Here is a 20,525-nt window from a genome sequence, read left to right as displayed (position 1 = left end):
CCGGTTAGCTGTAATTCAATTGTAATTCCTGGATTTTCCCAAGGGTATGCTCATATCCGATTTCAATGATTTCCTCAGCTCTTGAATAGGCTGTCATGGGGAAATGTGAAACCGGCAGTTCAAGGTAATGATCCGCCAGGGACATGATTCGCCTACGTTGTACCAGCCCCCCCATCTGATTGGCATAGGACAGAATGCGTTTAAGACCGGGGATCGGGGATGCCTTTTTGTCGAACCGGGACCTGATCACATGCCAATTTTTAAGCGATTTAATCTTTGGATCAACAGTAAGGTCCTCTTTGACATCAACATCCAAGGCAATAATCGTTCCATTTCCACGACGACGTTCCAGGGCCGTACCCAGCCTTCCGCGCATGGCCTGAACCGGCACATTTTCTAAAATGGCGCCATCAACCATCATCTCACCGTTTCTGATAACAGGGGGGAATAATCCCGCCGGAGAATTGCTGGCCAAAACAGCCTGCCAAAGTGGGCCGGAATCCATAACAGCAGTGTCGGCGCGACTCAGATTGCAGGCCGCTGAAAAATAGATTGTCCACAAACATTGAACCTGTGTATCGCCAAAAACCGCCCTGAGGACCTTTTCAAAATTCTTGCTGGAAAAAATTGAGACCACAGGCAAATCCGGCCGAATTAGTCCCTTTGCCGAATTCCGGATAGTCGTGTGAATCTTCTCTATGGGGATACCAAACACATAGGATGCCCCAATCAAGGCTCCCATGCTGTTGCCGCCAAGCAGATCAACCGGAATGCCTTTCTCCTCAAAAGCCTTTAATGCCCCCAGATGGGCAAATCCCCTTGCCCCCCCGCCACCCAGTACAACCCCTACGGCTTTACCCACCAGAAAACGGGCAATCCGGCAGTAATCGGGTAAATCATCCAGGCTTGCAGGGTATACACGTTCTACATCCCTTGGGCCCTGCCACGCCAATTTATCCTCGCAACAACTTGTTCTTTCAGGATGAAGAACGATGAGGTGTTTTCTCATCAGTTTAACGCCGGGTTCTGCTGCAAGTTCCGCCTCCACCCGGGACAATTTTTTTGCAGCCCCGGATTGTGCAACAAACAAAATCTGATCCGCGTACTCAACAACTGCGGACGCCAATCCCGGATCAGAAGCCTTGGCCTGATAGATTAAAAACTCATTTTCCGCTTCCATGAGGTCAATATTACAATTTTGTTCTACACTACCGCCTTCCAATGCAACATGCAAGGCCTTCCCCTGAACGGAAAATGCCCTGGTCAGGTTATACGCCACCATGCCGGCATCAACCTCATTTGAAAGCGGAATAACAATAAAAGCCTGGGCCCGTTTCCGGCGTTTTATCCGCCGGGAATGGCGTAAATGATTATAGATGGCCTGGGAGAAAACGCGATTAATGTCCACAGGGAAATTCTGCAGCAACTGCTCAAAATCTTCTTGTGAAAGTATCCCTATCACCGAGCTCCTTAATGCGATAATATCGGCGGTTCTGGGCTGATCCAATATTACGCCCAGTTCGCCTACGATTTCACCGGGCAGAATCTCATTATACAACATGAGGTTGCCGTCCTTGCCCTGCCGGGTGACTCTCAACCGGCCGGAAACCAAGACAAACATTGACCTTTCATGTTCACCTTCAACGATAACATGGGTGCCGGCAGCCACATCCTTAATCTGAAGACGGCCAACCAGTTCATTTAAAATCGTATCCGAAAGCTGCTGGAATTCCACGCCGGCTTTAAGCAAGCCTACAACTTGATCTTTATAGTTCTCCATATCCACCTCTAAATTTTATAAGAAAGTCTTCAGTAAATAGCTGGATTCTTTCTATCTTTGTTGTGGGCCGAAGCCTGGGCGCAGATAGACCAAGGACGGCCTGTGGCCGTTTATACAAACAGATGCTTCATCGGCCAAAACACTTTTTTGCGAAATAACCGACGATCAGTTGACGGCTTACTCCTTGTTATCGTAGAATTCGCTTTAAGATTTTCTGTGCTATACTAATTGCCGCTTTCGGTTGGAAAGCTTAATACTGTTTTTAACCCCGTTTTTTTACAAGAAAATCCTCAGAAAAAAGAGGATTTTCGATCTTTGTTGTGGGCAATTTCGGAACACCCGAAACGCCGCGAATTGTACCATATATTCAAACAAAGATGAACCAGGCCGTTTTTTAATCCCTGACATCGGGATGTGACAAATAATGCAGGCAAATTTATTTAATAAAAAAGGCAAATTCAAAAAAATAAGCATTGCCTGGATCTGGCCTTTCATATTATCAGGATTCGTTATCTATGCTTTTTTGCGACACGATTTTTCAGAAATGCCAAAAGCATTTCACCGTATTGACTGGCCCCTGATCAGCTTATCTTTCGTATTTAACATCTTCATTTTGTACTTTCGTGTTTATAAATGGGCCATTCTTTTCAAGCCGATGAACCGTAGGTTTTCATATTTCAACATGTGCCTTTCCTTATTTGTCGGCGGACTTTTCAACATGGTTATTCCGGCAAGGGCAGGCGGCCTTGTACAGGCCTTTCTTCTCGGAAAAAAGGAAAATGAAAGTTTCAGTACGGCGCTTGGGACCGTTACTCTGGTCAGGATATTTGACAGCATCATGCTTATTTTCCTTGGACTTTTGATTCTGCTCATACGAAACATCCCCCGGACAGGGGCTGAATACTTTCAATCCATTTCCCAAACGGCCGGAACGGCCGGTGTCTTTTTAACACTTCTTGTGATTATCCTGTTTGGGTTCACGAAAAGCCCAAAAGCCATGGACAGGCTTGTACTCTTTTTGCTTCTACCTATACCCGGCCGGTTCAAGCCCGGGACCCAAAAGGCTGCCATCCAATTTCGCCAAGGATTGATATGCCTTAATTTTACCGGGTATGTCTGTTTGGGGCTTTTGTTGAGTCTTGTTTTCTGGCTGCTTTGCGGGGTAAACGTATGTATATTGCTCAAAGCGCTGGGACTGGAGTTTACAGGCATTTTACCTTCTTTGCTGATTCTTCTGGCACAGGCCTTTTCCATGGGCATTCCGGCGCCGGCCAATGTCGGGCCTTATCATGCGGCCACGGTAACGGTTCTCTCTTTTTACGGTGTTCCTGTCCAATCCGCACTCTATGCCGCCATTGTCATGCATGGGGCAATGTTTATATCAAATACACTTCCCGGACTGTTCTATCTATGGCTGGATAAAACGCCGATACTTACGTTGTTAAAAGGAATAAAAAATGCCGGTCAAAACGTGCGCTAACGTCTACCCTCTCTCCCTGATTCAAGAAGATATCTGGCTTTCCCAGATGATCCATAATGAAATTCCTCTGTATAATATTGGCGGAAATTTCAAAATCAACGGATATATTGACGTTGACATTTACATTGAAACCCAACACCGGGTGATCCGGCAAAACGACGCTTTCAGAATGGTCTTTCACAAGGGAGAGGGCCTGCCCAGCCTCAGTTTTTCCGATACGGCCAGAGAAATGGTCTTAAAGGATTTTTCACACCATGCAGATCCGGATAAAGCGGCCATGCAGTGGTGGCAAAAAGAGTTCTGCAAACCCTTTGAAATCTATGATGCCCAGCTATCCAGGTATTTTCTTTTAAAGACATCTGAAGAAAGTTTTTATTATGCGATGTGCGCCCATCACCTGACAATGGACGGATACTGTTTTGCCCTTCTCAAACAGCGGTTGCTTGAAAACTATAACGCCCTCATAAATGGTTCGGAAGAGCCCGGCAGCCAACCATCATATGTTGATTTTATTACAAATGATTTAGCGTACAGGTCATCCGATGCGTTCAGCCAGGCAAAAGCGTACTGGTCTGAAAAATTTGAAACGATCCCAAGGCCGATGATTTCCCGCCGATACGCAGCAGGGTACGGGACAACAGCCACACCCAGTGCCTTTTCCCATATCTGGTTCCCCCCTGATTTCTATGATCAGCTGATCAAATATTCAAAACAACACCAGGGAAATGTTTTTTTTCTCATGGCTGCGGTATTGTATACCTATTTTCTGCGAACGACTGATATCAAGCAGTTTGTTTTTTCCATACCACTACTCAACCGCCCGACACCTGAATTCATGGAGACCATGGGCCCCTTTGTCAATGTGGTTCCGGTCTGCCTTGATTTTGGGTTGGACATTGATATTCAAGCCTTTTTTGAACTGCTGAAGACGCAATTAAAAGAATCTTTTCCACACCAAAGATTTCCTTTAGGTGAAATCAACCGGGCCATAAACCTCAAAAGGAGCGGAAGAGATCAGCTTTTTGATGTAAGTCTGTCCTACGAGAAATTTAACTACAGTGTGATGGATTATAACGGCACCGGGTTTGAGGTCAACACCATGCACAACGGCTGGGACCAGACCCCTTTGAGCCTGGCCATAAAAGAGTACCAGAAAGAACTCGGCGTAAAACTTGAGTTTTACTATAATCTGGCCGCATATAAACCCCATGAGATTGAATTTTTAATGGAACGGGTGCGATACATGCTCCAACAACTCTTAAACAAGCCTGACATCCCTTTACGCCAACTCAGTATCCTGCCCGCCACGGAATCAAAAAAACTTCTGGTGGAATTCAACCGCCAGCCCCAAAGCCTTCCCGGCTCGTGTACAACCATCTGCCAGAAGTTGGCGGAAGCGGTCAGGACCTATCCGAACCATGCCGCCGTTCAACTGGGCTGTCAGCAAATCTCCTATCACAGCATTAATGACAGGTCTGACCGCCTTGCATCCTATTTGAGGCCTTTGCTTCAAGGCCCTGAGACCATTGTAGGTGTCTTCGTCGACAAATCCATTGAAATGGTGGTAGGCATCCTTTCCATATTAAAGGCGGGCGGGGCTTATGTACCCTTAGATCCGGATTATCCCCAAGAAAGAATAAAATTCATGATTGAGGACTCGGGTACCTCTATTATCTTAACCCTGAATAAATTTGCATCAAGGCTGGCCGGGAACAAAACGGCCAGCATTATTGCCCTGGACAATTTTCCCTATGATGATCAGGCAGTTGAAAAATCAAAAGTAACCGTAAACGCCAGCAGTCTGGCCTATGTCATCTACACCTCAGGCACAACCGGACAGCCCAAAGGGGTCATGTGCACCCACGGCGGGCTTGTCAACCTTGTGGCCGCCCAAAATAAAATATTTGACATCACCCATGACAGCAGGGTTCTGCAGTTCGCCTCCCTGAATTTTGATGCCTCTGTTTCAGAAATTTTTACCGCTCTTTCGGCCGGGGCAACCCTGGTTCTGGCCGAAAAAGACAAATTAATGCCGGGCCCCCCACTGCTGTCCACCCTTAAAAACCGGAAAATCACCCATGTGACGCTGCCCCCGTCTGCGCTTGCCGTCATGGATCCGGTGCCTCTGCCCGACCTAACCACCCTGATCACCGCAGGAGAGCCCTGCCCTTCAAGGCTATTGAAAAAATGGGGAAACGGACGCCGATTTATTAACGCCTACGGCCCGACCGAAACCACCGTCTGTGCGTCCGCCTGGGTCTGCAAAGATGAAGACACAGACCAACTGCCCATAGGCCAACCCATTGACAATACAAGCCTCTATGTCCTGGACAAAAACCTTGCGCCGGTCCCCCTTGGCGTGCCCGGACAGTTGTACATTGGGGGCGCCGGCGTGGCAAAGGGCTACCTGAACCGGCCCGAGCTTACCCGGGAAAGATTCATTGAAAATCCATTCAAAGAACGCACCGGACACAAACGGCTTTACCGAACCGGGGACATGGTAAGATTTTTAACCGATTCAACCCTCATGTTCATGGGCCGGTTTGACCACCAGGTCAAAATAAGAGGATTCCGAATTGAGCCGGAAGAGGTTGAAAAGGTGATAGCACGCCACCCCGAAGTATCCCAAATTGCTGTTATCCCCAAAACCGGGCCGTCATCGGACAGGTATCTTGTCGCATTTTTCTCAAGCCCCAAGGCCTCAACAGCCCAATCCCTTGCGGTTAAAATCAGACAGTTTGCCGGACAAAGCCTGCCCGACTACATGATCCCGTCCCAATTCATCCCTATGGACGAAATGCCCTATACGCCAAGCGGTAAAGTAGACCGCCGCCTGCTGGAAGGTATGGATACCCAGGTCGGACAGTCCCCAAATGCCGGGGATCTTCCCGGCAATGACACAGAAAAAAAGCTGATGGCCCTTTTTTCCAAGGCCATGGACGGCAATTCCATATCTTTAGGCGCCCATGACGATTTTTTTGAATCCGGTATGGATTCCCTTGCTGCCGTAAGATTTATCAATCTCCTGGAAAGGACGTTTAACCACCGGCTGTTATTTTCCGAAATTATGGACAACAGAACGGTCCACACCCTGGCAAAACTGTTATCAGGCCGAACGGGCCCGGCACACCGCCAACTGATTGTTCCCATTGCAAAGGGCGGCACAAAACCGCCGTTTTTCTGTATTACCGCAGGCTATGGAGATGTGGTCAAGCTGCGCCAGTTGTCCTGCCACCTTGGAGCGGACCAACCCTTTTTCATGATCCAGCCCAATGATAACGGAACGGCAATGGGGGTAGAACCTTTGGCAAAACAGTATGCAATCCAAATTTTCAATCAGTTCCCCAACGGCCCGTACAGGCTTGGCGGGTACAGTGCCGGTGGTCTGATGGCCTATGAAACAGCCCGTCTCCTCAAAGAACAAGGCAAAGAAGTAGATTTTCTGGTGATGATCGGAGCGCCTTACAGCTATCGTCGATTGGCCCGTCTTATGACCAAGAAAGTCAGATTCCTGGTGTTACACCTGCTGCCCGACTCTGAAAAAAAAGCCGCCTCAAATATTTTAGAAATCCTGCGTGCTGTTTTCCTTGACAGGGGCCTCCAATATCATTTGGAAGCGCTGGTGGGGTACCGCCCCCGGGGCTACAAGGGCAGAATTGATTATTTCCAGGGCAAGTGGGCCATATCCAAATTCTTAGGCACCCACAGGACATGGCGCAGACATGCAAAGGGCCCGTTTGAGGTGCACATGCTTCCGGGCAACCATGACAGTTTCATGAAAGCCCCCCATGTGGCCACACTGGCCGACAGACTCAAGCAATGCCTTGCCGGCCTTGACCCCAAAAAAGGCGGATACAAATGAATATTACAATTGTGGCGTTGGGCTCCAGTGGAGACGCCTATCCTGCCCTTGCCCTGGGACTTGGATTAAAAAAGGCCGGATGCAGGGTATGCCTTGCAGCCAACCCTGTTTTTGAAGCTGACGTCCTAAAACGGGGCATAGATTTTTTCCCCATTCGAACCATGTTAAGGCAGTCTCTGGCCGGCACCCCCAACAGCATTTATCCATCCAAATCTATGGATCCTTTGCGCTTTTTCAGATTAAAAAAAAAACATATCGCACCGATCCTGGAAAGCATTGTCACAGATATCCGCCATGCCTGCCAGGATGCGGATTTAATTCTTTACAACATGTTGGGTCTGCCGGCCCATCATTTTGCAAAGCAAACAGGTATTAAAGCCTTTCCAATCTGCCTTCAGCCCCTGGGACGGACCAACGTATTCCCAAGCCCTGTCATCCCCTCAAACATCCATGTTCCCAAAATGCTCAATGCCGCAAGCTACAGGGTTGTTGAAAAATGCATGGCGCTTTTTTTAAACAACAGCGATCAGTTGAGAGGAAAAGCGTCTTTCCAGGAATTTTTCCAGGAGGTATATTCTGAAAATATCCCCGTTTTCCATGGTTTTAGCTCTTGTGTCCTTCCAAAGCCTTCCGACTGGTCAGACACCATGCACATCACCGGGTACTGGTTTCTGGATCCCCCCCGGGACTGGGTTCCCCCCAAAGACCTGCAAACGTTTCTCAGCCAGGGTCCGGCACCGGTATGTGTCGGGTTTGGCTCCATGAATGACCCGGATGTTAAGATCATTATCAAAAAAGTCGTACAGGGTCTCCTCCAGGCAGGCCACCGGGTGGTCCTTTTAACGGGCTGGAGCAAAGAAACCTATAGTGAACCGGCCTGCCGCGATCTTTACGTGGCAAAAAGCATCCCACATCCCTGGCTTTTTCCAAGGGTCTCCGCCGTGGTCCACCACGGCGGTGCCGGAACCACAGGTGCGGCACTCAGAGCAGGTATCCCATCAATTATCATTCCGTTCTTTTTTGACCAGAGATTCTGGGCCGACAGGCTGGAAAGACTTGAAGCAGGACCGCCGCGCCTGTCCAAAAAGGCGTTAACCCCTCAAACCATGGCATACTGGATCGACAAGGTGCTGCATGACAAAATCATACATGAAAGACTGAATCAGCTCAGCTTTGCGCTGAACACGGAAAACGGCGTTGAAAATGCGGTAAATATTTTATTAAAATCAAGGCCTTGATTTAAATCCCAGCTGATGGATCATTTCAAGATCTTCTTGAAGCTGATTGCCTTTTGTGGTCAAATAATTGCCTGTCATAATGCCGTTCGCCCCGGCCTGGAAGACAAGGGGGTGAAGCATTTTCAAATTTTGTATTCTTCCGCCGCAAATAATGATGTCCGTCTTGGGCAGCACATATCGCATAATGGATATTATTTTCAGACATGTTAACGGTGTCAGATTATTTTTCCCCTCAAAAAAAGTGCCTGGTATGGGGGTTAAAAAATTGATCGGAACAGCATCCACCTGAAGTTCCCTTAACTCAAACGCCAGCTCAAGGACCTGCGCCATGCTTTCCCCCACACCGAAAATGCCGCCCGAACAAACAGACAATCCGGCTTTCTTTGCTTTCTTAATCGTATTGATCCGGTCATCGTAGGTATGGGAGGTGCAGACAGCATCAAAATGACTTCGGCAGGTTTCTAAGTTATGATGATAACGGCCTATTCCATGGTCTTTCAAATAATCCATATCCGTATCATCCAAGATGCCCAAAGAAACGCAATAGGACAATTCCTTTGACGGCAGGTCAGCTAAGGCATCAGCCACCTGTCGAACCTCATTTTCAGCAAGCCCTTTGCCGGTGGTCACAATGGAATAGCGATGAACATCTGTATCCATAAGTTCGTATGCCCCTTTCTGAAGTTCAGCGTTGGGCATCAGGGGATAAATCTCAATATCCGAAGTATGAAATTTTGATTGGGAGCAGAATTTACAGTCTTCACTGCACATACCTGATTTTCCGTTACAAATTGCACATAGGTGAATTTCACGTTTAAAAAAGACGTCCCGGATAAGATCCGCACCAGCCATCAACGCGAACACATCCTTATCCCCGGTCAATGCCAGGTGGCGATAAACATTATTTCCGGGGCGTTGCCCCTCAATAATGGTTTTTGCGATATCAATATATGACTCAATAGAGTATTGCATCTTTTTCCTATGATATTGAGGATTCATTTTGGCAGGCTGTTACAGACTGTTGGGGAACATAGAGTCCGGCAATGGAAAGTGCTGTGGAAACTGCCATTCCGGCAACTGCCAGCATGTCCATTCCCATGAGGTTGGCACCAAGCCCCAAAATTCCGCCGACGATGATGGCCGAACGACGCCAATAAAGATGAATAGTCCGCTTTTTCCACATGATCAGGGCAACGGCCACCGGCGGAACAACACCGGCAGTAAACACGGCATATGCCTGAATGAGCAGGGAAATGATATCTGGATTCTTCATGGCAAGAAGCGCGGAAAAAAGGCCGATAATACCGATCACAAGCCTTGTGGTCCGGACCCGTTCCTGCTTCAGGATATCGTACTCAACGATGCTTGCGACGGCAAAAAGGCAGGTGTCGGCCGAGGATATGATTGCGGAGACAAGGCCGATCAGCAACGCGATGCCGCCTGCGGCAGGCAATTTCTCTGTGATAATATAGCCAAGGATGTCTTTATCGTAGGAAGGGTCAATATTAAAAGAAGCCCAGATGCCGATCAGCGTAATGACAACGCTTACAGCAACAAGTCCCAGGGCCGACAGAAACGATGCCTTCCGGGCGGTTCGGGCATCCCGAGCCGTAAGAATGCGCGAAAAAAGCAAGGGACAGACAAAATAACTGCCGCCGACAACGAACAGGTAGTACACCAGATTTTCAGGGGTGAACCCTGCATTGGTCAAATCGAACCGGATATCTGCCAGGGGCACCGGGTGGCTGGAATAGAGATAGCCCAGGGTAAAAAGAAGTGCGCCCCCTAAAAGGGCAAATTGCACCCTGTCGGTTTTCATCACCGACGACTGCCCGCCCATGGCCGAATACGCCACAATCACCAGGGCCGTTACCATGATGGAAACCCTGGGATCAATGTCCCCGAAGGCCGACAAAAGTTTTGCCCCGGCAACAAATTGTGCGGCAATAATACCGGTCCAGGCGATCACCACAATGATGGATGTCAAAAACCGGGCATCCCTGCCCATCAATTTTTCGGTCAGGTCCGGCAGGGTATAGGCCCCCACCGACCTGACCTTCCGGGATAAAAAAATGGACTGGAGCAAAAGGCCCACAGCTCCTGCCCCCAGCCACCAAAAAGCGGGGAATCCAATACGCCGGGCCGTAGAGACAACGCCCAGGGTCGCAGATGCCCCGATACAGGTAGCCAGGATGGAGTATGCAATGGCCCCGGTCCCCTGGGTCCTGCCGGAGATAATGAAATCATCAAAATTTTTTATTTTCTTAAATTCAAAAATACCAAAGCCCAAGAGCACCACAACGTACAAAATCAGGAAAACCATCCCTTCTTACCTCCTTTTCAAATATGCCTTAACAACCTCACACATGGTCTTTGCAATTTTCACCACATCCTCTTTTTTGCAGACATAGGGGGGCATGGTATAGACCAGCCTGCCAAAAGGACGTATCCAGACACCGGCCCGAACAAACATCTCCTGGATAACCGGCATATCCACCGCCTCTTCCAGTTCGATCACCCCGATTGCCCCCAGAACCCTCACATCCTTGACCCCCGTTAAAATCCGGGCCGGCGAAAGATGCTCGTCCAGCAGGCGCTGGATGGCCGCAACCTGTGTCTGCCATTCCCCGGTCATCAACAGGTCGAGGCCGGCATTGGCAACCGCGCAGGCCAAAGGATTTCCCATATAGGTCGGTCCATGCATGAAAACCCCACCGTCCGACGATATACCCCGGGCCACCTTCGGGGTTGCAAGGGTTGCCGCAAAACTGATGTACCCGCCGGTCAATGCCTTTCCAATGCACATGATATCAGGGCAAATACCGGCCCACCGGGCGGCAAACAGTTTTCCGGTACGGCCGAACCCCGTGGCGATTTCATCAAATATAAGCAGAATATCATACCGCCGGCACAGGGAACCAAGCTGTTTGAGGTAATTGGGATGATAAAAGCGCATCCCCCCTGCCCCCTGGACAACCGGCTCAAGTATGACGGCGGCAATCTCCCCATGACGCTCGGCCATGAGCGATTCTATCTCGGCCGTGTCTGCTTCGTCCCAGGCATGGAAAAAAGAGCATTGGGGGGCTTGGGCGAAAATCGCTTCGGGAAGTATGCCCTTGAACAGGCCGTGCATGCCCTGAACCGGATCGCACACGCCCATGGCGGCAAATGTATCACCGTGATAACCCTTCTTTACCGTGAGCAATTTCTTTTTCCCGGGTTTGCCCAGGGCGTACTGATACTGGATGGCCATTTTGATGGCCACCTCAACCGCAACGGATCCGGAATCTGAAAAAAAGATATGTCCAAGTCCCTGGGGGACAACGGATATCAGCTTTTCTGCCAGGGTGCAGGCCGGCTCATGGGTCAGACCGCCGAACATGACATGGCTCATATTTTGCGTTTGTTCATGGATGGCCTGATTCAGCACGGGGTGGTTATACCCATGAATGGCCGCCCACCATGAAGACATGCCGTCGGTTAAAACCCTGCCGTCGGCAAGGTGAATATGAACCCCTTCAGCCTTTTTTACCATATAAACGCCCATGGGATCGGTCATGGAGGTATAGGGATGCCAGATATGTTTTTTGTCAACGGCCAGATATGCTTCAGTTTTGTTCATTTTTTCCCGCCAGTTAAAAGTGCGTCAGCAATACCGTGCATGTAAACATCCAGGGCGGCCCAAAATGGTTCAGTGCCGGACTGAACCCCGTGGATAAAGGGGATGCTGCCCAAAATGGGAATGTCGCCGAGTTGACGGATAATCCGGGGATTATCCTCAAGAATAAATGTATCGCAATCTTGTGGGGAAGTTGTCTCAGTCATAATCGCCCCCCTGATTTGAATGTTATGTGATCTGAGTACCTGGATGGTATTGATGGCGTGGTTAACGCACCCTAAAACGTTTCGAATGACCAGAATAAGGGGCAACCCCATTTCTTTTATGAGGGCAAGGCTTGTAAGCCTGTCCGACAGGGGAACATTGATTCCCCCCACCCCTTCGGCAATGACCAGATCATGTGTGACGCAGAGTCGTTTCAGTGCCGCCAGGATCGGTCCGATTTCACACGCGGTCCCGTCCATCCGGGCGGCCAGATGGGGAGAACAGGGCGCGGAGAATGACAAGGGCACCATATCTTCTATTTCATCCCCATCCCGGATAAAGGATGAGGCGCTGCAATAGACTTCAAAATCCGGGGAAATCGGGTATCCGTCTTCGGTATATCCGCCCCCGGTCTGAATCACTTTCATTGGCACGGCATCTATGCCCTGCATTCGCATTTGACGCACCAAAGCGGCAGTAACAATAGTTTTACCCGCATCCGTATCTGTTCCCGCAACAAAAAATCCGTTCATCTGTCCGCCTATGTAACCTCCGCCCTAAAGTCGTTAACCAAGGCAACAAATAATAGTTAACCATACGCTCGTCAAGAAAATTCTCGAAAATTACGTAAGGGAATAAAAATGGCAAGTCCCAGTCAAAGCAATAAACGGCGTCCGGGAGAACGGATTTATCAAAATAGCTATTCATCAATTAGGATACATAAGGCGTATTTTTGTATCTGAAATTGAATTTCTTATGCTTAAATTGTTGGCACGACAAATTCAACCGCTCCTAAATCATATATACAAGGCTTAAAAGCTAACATGAGCCAATATTAAAATTAAAACAAATGAGGTGAATGATTTGGATTAATTTGTTATTTTTGAATCTGCGGTGAGCCTATTTTCTCATATTTTGCCTATTCGGAAAAAATTTGACATGCTCTTAAAATGGAATTTTTTAATTGGTCATTTAGCTGTTGTTATTGGTTTTGTTCTTGCGGTAACGTTAGTGATGTCTATATTGCGCAGGCAACGGAGCCCTTCAGCAGCGTTTGCCTGGCTGATGGTCATATTGTTTGCACCTTACCTTGGAGTGCCATTGTATCTTATTTTCGGCGGCCGAAAACTTAAACGGGATGCACACAAAAAAAAAGCCATACATTTGGAGGGACAGGAAACCGTTTCTGCACAGGACGCAGACCCTATTGACGCTTTGTTGCGTGGATACGGCATACCAGGGGCAACCAGTGGCAACAAAGTCCGGTTATGTCCTACCGGAATTGACGTATACAATGCACTAGTTCAACTTATTGAAGACGCTGAACATCAGATACTGATCACTACGTTTATTCTCTCCCGTGACCAGGTGGGAAGGGATATTGTAGAAAGGCTTTCCCAAAAAAGTGCCCAAGGCGTGACCATCCGCCTTCTGCTTGACGACATCGGTTCCATGTTCACCACCCGAAATTTTTTGAGCAGCTTATTGAATAACGGGGGAAAAGTAGCCTATTTCATGCCCTTGTTCCGGGCCCCCTTCCACGGCAAAGCAAACCTACGCAACCACCGCAAAATAGCCATTGCCGATCAGAAAGTGGTTCTGGCCGGTGGTACCAATATTGCCGACGAATACATTGGCCCTTACCCTAGTGAAGATCGCTGGACTGATCTTTCGTTTGTCCTGACTGGGCCCGCGGTGCGCCACTATCTTGAGGTTTTTCAATCTGACTGGCTGTTTGCCTATGGGGAAAAAATAAATATCATACCGCCCAGCCTTAATGACTCAGACGTAACAGGGCAAGGCGTCGTGCAGGTGATCCCATCCGGACCGGACGTTCCGGGAGATCCAATTTACGATGCTCTGCTGACTGCAGTTTTTGCCGCGAAAAAAAGATTCTGGGTTGTCACGCCCTATTATATCCCCGACCAAACACTATCTCAGGCTTTGCGCCTTGCTGCTCTGAGGGGCGTTGATGTGCGCGTGGTGGTTCCGTTAAGATCCAACCATCTACTGGCAGATCTTGCCCGCGGAACTCATCTGCGTGAGTTGGAAAAATATGGAGGTAAAATCATTAAATATCCGCACATGGTTCATGCCAAGGTAATCCTCATAGATGAGAGTCAGGCTGTTGTAGGATCGGCCAATATGGATATGCGCAGCCTTTTTTTGAACTATGAAATCGTAATGCTGGCTTACTCGGAACCAGATGTAATCGCGGTTCACAAATGGGTGCAGGGCCTTATTAAACAAGGTAGTGAAGGCATGCAGCCGGTGGGTATTGCCAGGGACACGGTTGAGGGTATTGCCCGCTTGGTTGCCCCGTTACTTTAAATAAAAAATTTTCTGCCACTGGTAAAATAGGCATATATAAACCATGAAAAAAATTGTATTGATATTAATTTTCACCTTCATAGCTGTTTTTGGATTTACCTCTGTTTGTCTGGCATGGGGGCCGGGTATACATATGGCTATAGGGAATGCCATCTTGAACAATATTGAGTTACTCCCACTTGCTGTAGCCCGACTCCTGATTATGGAATCAACCGCCTTTTTATACGGATGTCTGAGTGCAGACATATTCATCGGTAAGGGGAGTAGGCCAAAACCCTTGCACAGCCATAACTGGAAAACCGGGCTGAATCTTTTAGACGCCGCCGATAATCCGTATCTCCAAGCGTACTCATTAGGTTATCTTTCTCATCTGGCCGCTGATATTGCTGCTCATAATTATTATGTTCCCAACTTGATGAACAAAACGTTCAAAGGGGGACGTTTAAGCCACGTTTATATCGAAATGCTGGCCGACAGCCAGGTCAATCATTCTGCGCACCAGGCAAGCACTCTTTTCTACCACGCCAACCGGGAGGCCGATATATCCCTGCGCAGACAAATGGAAGCAAAGACGTTCAGCTTTCTTATCAAAAAAAAACTATTTCACCAAACCATTAAATTTCTGGGATATCAGGCTGTCAGTCAATCCCTGGAATTTTCAAAAAAGATCGTTCCTGCTTACCATAAGGATTACTTGACCTCACAAATAGAGTATTCTTGCGGCCTTGTTGTTGATCTGCTTCAAAATCCCAACCAGGCATTAGCCCTTTATTTTGACCCCATCGGAAGCGAAAGTATAGCGCTGTCCACTCGGGAAAACGGATGGAAAAAAATATTAAAAAAGAAACAAATTCACCCACCCTGGTTCAGGGTGGATAGGAAGATTAAAAATATCCCCCTGCCTTTAGGAGCACAACACTTTTTAAAGCAGTAGAAATGGCCGCAAAAATATCTTATAACAGCCATGGGCTGACCTGGTTTTTCACCATGGTTCAGCCCACAACGAACATTGAAACATCTCTGTGGGTTACAGAGAGTTTCTTTTTAAAAAAATCTTCACGCTCAACTATCCGCTGTTTGGAGCTTCCCCTCCCCGGGATTCTCTATCCTCTTGTCTCGGGTGTTTCGAACAGCTCCCTGGCCCTGTAAGAACTTCTGACAAAGGGACCGGCAGCCACCTGTTCGAATCCGATGTCCCGGGCCATGCGGTCAAGGTGTTCAAATTCTTCCGGAGTGTAGAATTTTTCCACGGGAAGATGGTCCCTTGTGGGCTGGAGGTACTGGCCCACGGTGAGGATATTGCAACCGTGATCGTACAGGTCCTGGAAAGTGGTCCCAAGCTCCTCGATTGTCTCACCCAGGCCCACCATAATACCGGACTTGGTCGGCAGGCCGGGAAAAAGCTTTGTAACATTTCGAATCAGGTCAAGGGATCGCTGGTACCGGGCCTGGGGACGGACCCTGGTATAAAGGCCTTTAACAGTCTCAATGTTGTGGTTGATCACGTCCGGTTCAGCTTTAGCTACGGTTTCAAGGGCTTCGATATCTCCCTGAAAATCCGGGATTAAAACTTCCACTCGAATGCCGGGACCGGCCTTTTTAATGGCCCGGATCACGCGTGCAAAGTGGGACGCCCCGCCGTCGGGAAGATCGTCCCTTGTAACGGATGTGACAACCACGTAGCTCAGTTTCAGTTTGAGTACGGTGTCAGCCACCCTTTGGGGTTCATCCTGGTCAACCTGGGTCGGCGGATTTGAGGTCACATTGCAGAACCTGCAGTTCCGGGTGCAGTTGGATCCCAGAATCATGAACGTTGCAGTGTTTTTTGAAAAACATTCAAACATGTTGGGACAGGCCGCCTCCTGGCAGACGGTATGAAGCCCGGCTTCGGATAAAAGCCGGGTAACCCGCTGGCAATCCCCGCCTTTGGGCATGCGTTTTTTCAGCCACCTGGGCTTGCCCTTCCAGATGACACCGGAATCGGAAGAAGTTTTTTTTGTATGGCTGTTGCAATGTGTATTCATGGGTTTGGCCCTTGTGTATTAAAATTAAAGATTTCGCAGAAAAATTTGAAAAACAGATCTTTGACCCGTTCCATGGATGATTTCGAGTCAAAAGGAGGCGTTTTATTTTCCTGTTCAAGGGAAGTCATGGATAAATTCTGGAGGCCGCAGGGATTAATCCAGGTAAAAGGGGTCAAATCCGGACAGACATTGAGCGCCAGGCCATGGATGGAGACCCCTTTTTTAATCGAGATACCCACACTGCCGATTTTCTTCTTCCCAACCCAGAGACCGTGGTTTTTCGGGTCCCTTCGGGCATCTACATCAAAAGACAGGGCCGTTCGCATCATAATTTCCTCAAGACCGTGGACAAAGTCAGCCACCCCGATCCTGGATCTTCCCAGGTTTATGATGGGATAGAGCACCGCCTGGCCCGGTCCATGAAAGGTAATATTTCCCCCCCTGGCGGTTTGAACAATTCCAATTCCTTTTTCCGCCAGAAACTGTTCCGACACCACAAGATTTTCCCGGCCCCCTCTTTTGCCTAAGGTGTAAACCGCGGGGTGTTGGACAAAAAGAACCCGGTCGCCACGACCTGGATTTTTGATCATCTCTTCCCGGGCAGCGGTCTGAATATCAAGGACCTGCACATAGTCCCGGATGCCAAGATCCTCAAATACGGCACATCGGTCATCTATTGAAAGGGCGTGTCCGGTCATGGTCTAATCCTTCCTTATAACGGCCACGGGCCGTCCTTGGTCTATCTACACCCAGGCTTCGGCCCACAACAAAGATAGAAAGAACCCAGTTAGTTGCTGGAGACTTTCTTATAAACAGCCATAGGCTGACCTGACATATCAACTGCCAGGCATAGCCCACAACAAAGCTTGAAAAATCTGTGCAGGTTACACAGGCTTCCTTATAAAATATGCGTTCCGGGTACCATTAATTGCCCGGCAAATCAAGAAATACCTGGCCGCCCTGCATGCCCGGACATGGGAAAACACGCAGGGAAGAATCAATCATCGGCCCATATCCGAATCAACGGGAGCGTGCCTTCCAGCCGTATGCGATGCCGAATAAGCCAAATATAATGCTCATCCCCATAATGATACCCTGGGGCCGGGAGGCTTTTCGGGAGACGGATTCCGCCGGCGTTGCCGCCTTAATGCCACCGTTGCCATCAGTTATCTCCCGTTCCAGAGCCAGTCTATGGCCCATCCCGTCCGAAACAATGATCTGCCACAGGCCGTTCCGGTCAGGCCGAAACATGAACATCCCGTTCCGGTCAGTCCGGCCTTTTTGAAAAGGCGTGTCACTGTCCGGGCCGATAATCTCAACCTCAGCATAACTCATGGGTTCCCCGTCGTCGTATCCGGCACTGATCAGGATACCTTCGGCTTTTTCAGTAAGCCCTTCTGTCCCATGCCCCCATGCCGGGGCAATAGCCGCCAATATGGCCCCAATAATTAACAATGCCTGAATTTTTCTCATACCCTTCTCCGAATCCTTTTCATGTCCTTGATGGCTTAATGGAATGCCGCTAAAATAAAAGTCCCCGGCCGTTGCATCGGCCGGGGACAAAAAACGCGAACGTCCGGATCTATTTATCCACGTGAAAGGTCAGGGAAGCAGCCCATCTTTGAACATCACATACGGCACTGTCCGGAAAAGGCTCTTCTATCTTGGCAATAAGCACCCAGGTGCCGTCATGAATGAGTTTGATTTTGGCAACACCCTGCTTATCCGTACGGGTGGTATAGGCAAAAGTATCTTTCTCATCGGAAAAGGCGTCATAGGTACCGTAAACATATGTCCGGGCCGGCTGGCCTTCTTTCATGACCTTGACCGGAAGCGTGTCTCCGGTTTTAAGGATGGCCGGGTCCTTTAAAGGAATAATTTCAATCTCCTGTCCCAGAGGTTTGGCATATGCGTCTCCGCCGGCCTGGCCCACGGTGAACACCGCTTTTGCATATTTTATGGAACTGCTGCAGAGCACAGGATGATCCACCTCTTTTTTATTTTTGCCCCTTTGGTAGCCGTCCGGCGTTTTGGTGGCAAATCCGTTAACGGGAACAGCCATACAAATGTATGTGCCCTGCTCTCCAAGTTTAGCGGTCTGTGACACCCGTTGGGATGACGGCGTGATAAAAAAAACATCCGCCAGCCTGTCCGGACTCATCAGCGCTTCTTCCGGCGGGAGGAAATGATGGGTACTGAACACCTTTAAGCCAGGGGTGCTGTTTATCGGCGCCTGATAGGTATCCATAACCAGCAGGGTATCATGCGCCTGGACCGGAGAAGTGCAACAAACTGCAAATGTAAAAATGGTAATGCAAATAATCTGGTTTAAACATTTCATCATAAGTATCCTTTGTTATTAATTTGATAAAGTTAAAATGAATATTTGAGTTCTGCAAAATAAGTCCGCATGGGATAGGGATGCGAAACATAGTATTCCTCGTCCGTGATATTGTCCACGCCCAGCGTCGCGTCAAAGCCCGGGGTAAAATGGTAGCTGAACTTGACATCAAAAACCAAAAAGTCGTCCACACCGCCGTACCCGCCATTGGTATCCGAGTTATCCAGCTCAGAATACTGATCACCGCTATAATGGCCAGCAAAGGTGATCGCCCACTTGTCCGTCGGCGCATAATCCAGCACACATTTCACCCGCCACTCGGGCACCCGGGGGAAGTCTTTCCCCACACTTTCAGGTACATTGTCGTTACGCAGAATTTCGGAATCGGTCCAGGCCAAGTTTGTAAACAGTCCCAACCCGTCAATAAACAGCCTTCGCACGTTAAACGCCAACTCTATGCCTCGGGTTCTGACTTCATCCACATTTTGATAGTTGTTTACGTCTGTGTAGCTGTTGGTCTGTTTGAAAATGGCGTTATCAATTTCATCTTCAAAAAAGGTCAGCCGGGCTTCAGAACTTTTTCCCAAAAACCGCGTTATGGTAAAGTCCTTGGCAAAGCTTTCTTCGGGTTTTAAATCGGGATTGCTTTTATTGATCTCTCCTGTGGATGTGATGCCGCCGTAATACATCTCGCCAACCGTCGGGTACCGGGTGGCCAGGGCCATGGAAAATCTGAGTTGCCAGTTATTGTTCGGCGTATAGGTGGTGGAAAATTTGGGAGAAAAATCGTTTTCACTTTTGTCATCCAAATTCGTGGTAATCCGCCCGGAAGCACCGTCGGTGGATTTGCTGGCATCAAAGCCTTTCCACCATTCATACCGGCCGCCCAGATAAACGGACCAGTGATCTTCTATATACCAGGTATCTTCGATAAAAAGGGCATGGGTCCGTGTCTTTCCTTCTGAAGCTTCGTCCAGGGTGGTTCTGACATCATCATACCAGTCGGACGCGTTCCAGGTCTCACTGTCCGTGTAGTACTGGTCAAAATGATAGCCTGCCGCCAGGGTGTGCATACCCCCCCAGCCGTTGATATCTTTAGCCGCTTTAAGATCTGCAGTATACCAGCCGTTATCATTTTCCGTTACAGTGCCGGCACCGCCGTGTTTGGAATCCGGCACCACGTCCGAGGACTGGCGGGAAAGATTTTTTAATGTAGTATAAGCGCTCAGGGACGCATCAACCTTCAGCCCGTCAGGAGAATCCAGCTTATAGCTTAATCCGTTGATCAGATCTTGGTATTCGGCCTCACGGTACTTAAAGGTGTCACTTTTTAAATCATAATTTTTCCCGTCAATATCCACGGCTCCGGAATAAACAATATTTCCGTTTGCATCCCGCAGATAGCTTTCTGGAGAATCTTCAATCTTCTCCGAATCCCAGATGGCAGAGGTCAGCCTAATCGGGGCGCATTCCCATTTTCCCGGTCATGCCGCCGGCATTGGATTGTGCGTGGTTGCCATGAGTTTCAAACAATCCCAACGCCCTGCTTTAAAGTATGATCGTAGCATAATCATTTTTTCTGCATTTTCCCGATACCAAAAAGTGCATGGACCTTTCAGACGTAAATTCACCACCCTACGAATTGA

At 48.7% G+C, this 20,525-nt stretch carries 15 protein-coding genes; 5 read left to right on the top strand and 10 right to left on the bottom strand.

Going from position 1 to position 20,525, the window contains the following annotated elements:
• Positions 1-4: 4 nt before the first annotated feature.
• Positions 5-1,780 carry a patatin-like phospholipase family protein gene (locus tag B147_RS0120355; RefSeq protein WP_020589051.1) on the bottom strand — a complete coding sequence of 592 codons (1,776 nt, stop codon included), beginning with the start codon at positions 1,778-1,780 and terminating at the stop codon, positions 5-7.
• Positions 1,781-2,204: 424 nt separating this feature from the next.
• On the opposite strand from B147_RS0120355, the gene B147_RS0120350 reads away from it, so the two are divergent.
• Genes B147_RS0120350 through B147_RS0120340 form a run of 3 tightly spaced genes read left to right on the top strand, consistent with a single transcriptional unit; the run spans position 2,205 to position 8,360 of the window.
• The gene (locus tag B147_RS0120350) at positions 2,205-3,260 is read left to right on the top strand and encodes a lysylphosphatidylglycerol synthase transmembrane domain-containing protein (RefSeq protein ID WP_020589050.1); all 1,056 of its coding nucleotides are present in this window, start codon (positions 2,205-2,207) and stop codon (positions 3,258-3,260) included.
• Positions 3,238-7,122, top strand: a complete 3,885-nt coding sequence (locus B147_RS0120345; RefSeq protein WP_020589049.1) for a non-ribosomal peptide synthetase — start codon at positions 3,238-3,240, stop codon at positions 7,120-7,122. Before B147_RS0120350 ends, B147_RS0120345 begins: the two co-directional genes overlap by 23 nt.
• On the top strand, positions 7,119-8,360 hold the full coding sequence (locus B147_RS0120340) for a glycosyltransferase (RefSeq protein ID WP_020589048.1): 1,242 nt from the start codon (positions 7,119-7,121) through the stop codon (positions 8,358-8,360). The genes B147_RS0120345 and B147_RS0120340 overlap by 4 nt, the downstream gene beginning before the upstream one ends.
• Here the strand turns inward: B147_RS0120340 and bioB are convergent.
• Genes bioB through bioD form a run of 4 tightly spaced genes read right to left on the bottom strand, consistent with a single transcriptional unit; the run spans position 8,349 to position 12,716 of the window.
• Positions 8,349-9,332, bottom strand: a complete 984-nt coding sequence (gene bioB, locus B147_RS0120335; RefSeq protein WP_020589047.1) for a biotin synthase BioB — start codon at positions 9,330-9,332, stop codon at positions 8,349-8,351. The genes B147_RS0120340 and bioB overlap by 12 nt on opposite strands.
• Positions 9,333-9,339: 7 nt before the next feature.
• Positions 9,340-10,683: a sodium:solute symporter family protein gene (locus B147_RS0120330; RefSeq protein ID WP_020589046.1), complete on the bottom strand. Its 1,344-nt coding sequence runs from the start codon at positions 10,681-10,683 to the stop codon at positions 9,340-9,342.
• 6 nt (positions 10,684-10,689) lie between these two features.
• The gene (gene bioA, locus B147_RS0120325; RefSeq protein ID WP_020589045.1) at positions 10,690-11,982 is read right to left on the bottom strand and encodes an adenosylmethionine--8-amino-7-oxononanoate transaminase; all 1,293 of its coding nucleotides are present in this window, start codon (positions 11,980-11,982) and stop codon (positions 10,690-10,692) included.
• Entirely contained in the window at positions 11,979-12,716 is a 738-nt protein-coding gene (bioD, locus tag B147_RS0120320) for a dethiobiotin synthase (protein WP_020589044.1), read from the bottom strand. The genes bioA and bioD overlap by 4 nt, the downstream gene beginning before the upstream one ends.
• Before the next feature lie 406 nt (positions 12,717-13,122).
• Between bioD and B147_RS0120315 the strand changes: the two genes are divergently transcribed.
• The gene (locus B147_RS0120315; protein WP_026259753.1) at positions 13,123-14,514 is read left to right on the top strand and encodes a phospholipase D-like domain-containing protein; all 1,392 of its coding nucleotides are present in this window, start codon (positions 13,123-13,125) and stop codon (positions 14,512-14,514) included.
• 43 nt (positions 14,515-14,557) lie between these two features.
• Entirely contained in the window at positions 14,558-15,448 is an 891-nt protein-coding gene (locus tag B147_RS29055; protein ID WP_020589042.1) for a zinc dependent phospholipase C family protein, read from the top strand.
• A 169-nt stretch (positions 15,449-15,617) separates the two neighbouring features.
• Here the strand turns inward: B147_RS29055 and lipA are convergent, their stop codons facing one another.
• The 5 genes from lipA to B147_RS29045 all read right to left on the bottom strand — a co-directional run bounded on the left by lipA (position 15,618) and on the right by B147_RS29045 (position 20,258).
• Entirely contained in the window at positions 15,618-16,538 is a 921-nt protein-coding gene (gene lipA / locus B147_RS0120305; RefSeq protein WP_020589041.1) for a lipoyl synthase, read from the bottom strand.
• Positions 16,535-17,236 (bottom strand): lipoyl(octanoyl) transferase LipB, encoded by a 702-nt coding sequence (gene lipB, locus B147_RS0120300; protein WP_020589040.1) that lies wholly within the window; start codon positions 17,234-17,236, stop codon positions 16,535-16,537. The genes lipA and lipB overlap by 4 nt, the downstream gene beginning before the upstream one ends.
• Before the next feature lie 322 nt (positions 17,237-17,558).
• Positions 17,559-18,011, bottom strand: coding sequence for a hypothetical protein (locus B147_RS30585; protein ID WP_157237972.1), 453 nt, complete (start codon positions 18,009-18,011; stop codon positions 17,559-17,561).
• Positions 18,012-18,120: 109 nt separating this feature from the next.
• Positions 18,121-18,882 (bottom strand): DUF4198 domain-containing protein, encoded by a 762-nt coding sequence (locus B147_RS0120285; RefSeq protein ID WP_083927951.1) that lies wholly within the window; start codon positions 18,880-18,882, stop codon positions 18,121-18,123.
• Positions 18,883-18,911: 29 nt separating this feature from the next.
• Positions 18,912-20,258: a TonB-dependent receptor gene (locus B147_RS29045; protein WP_281167906.1), complete on the bottom strand. Its 1,347-nt coding sequence runs from the start codon at positions 20,256-20,258 to the stop codon at positions 18,912-18,914.
• Positions 20,259-20,525: the final 267 nt, after the last annotated feature.

It is taken from the genome of Desulfobacter curvatus DSM 3379 (assembly GCF_000373985.1).
GTDB lineage: Bacteria > Desulfobacterota > Desulfobacteria > Desulfobacterales > Desulfobacteraceae > Desulfobacter > Desulfobacter curvatus.
The sequence above is the reverse complement of the archived record's forward strand: the minus strand, read 5'-3'. Positions and strand labels throughout refer to the sequence as shown.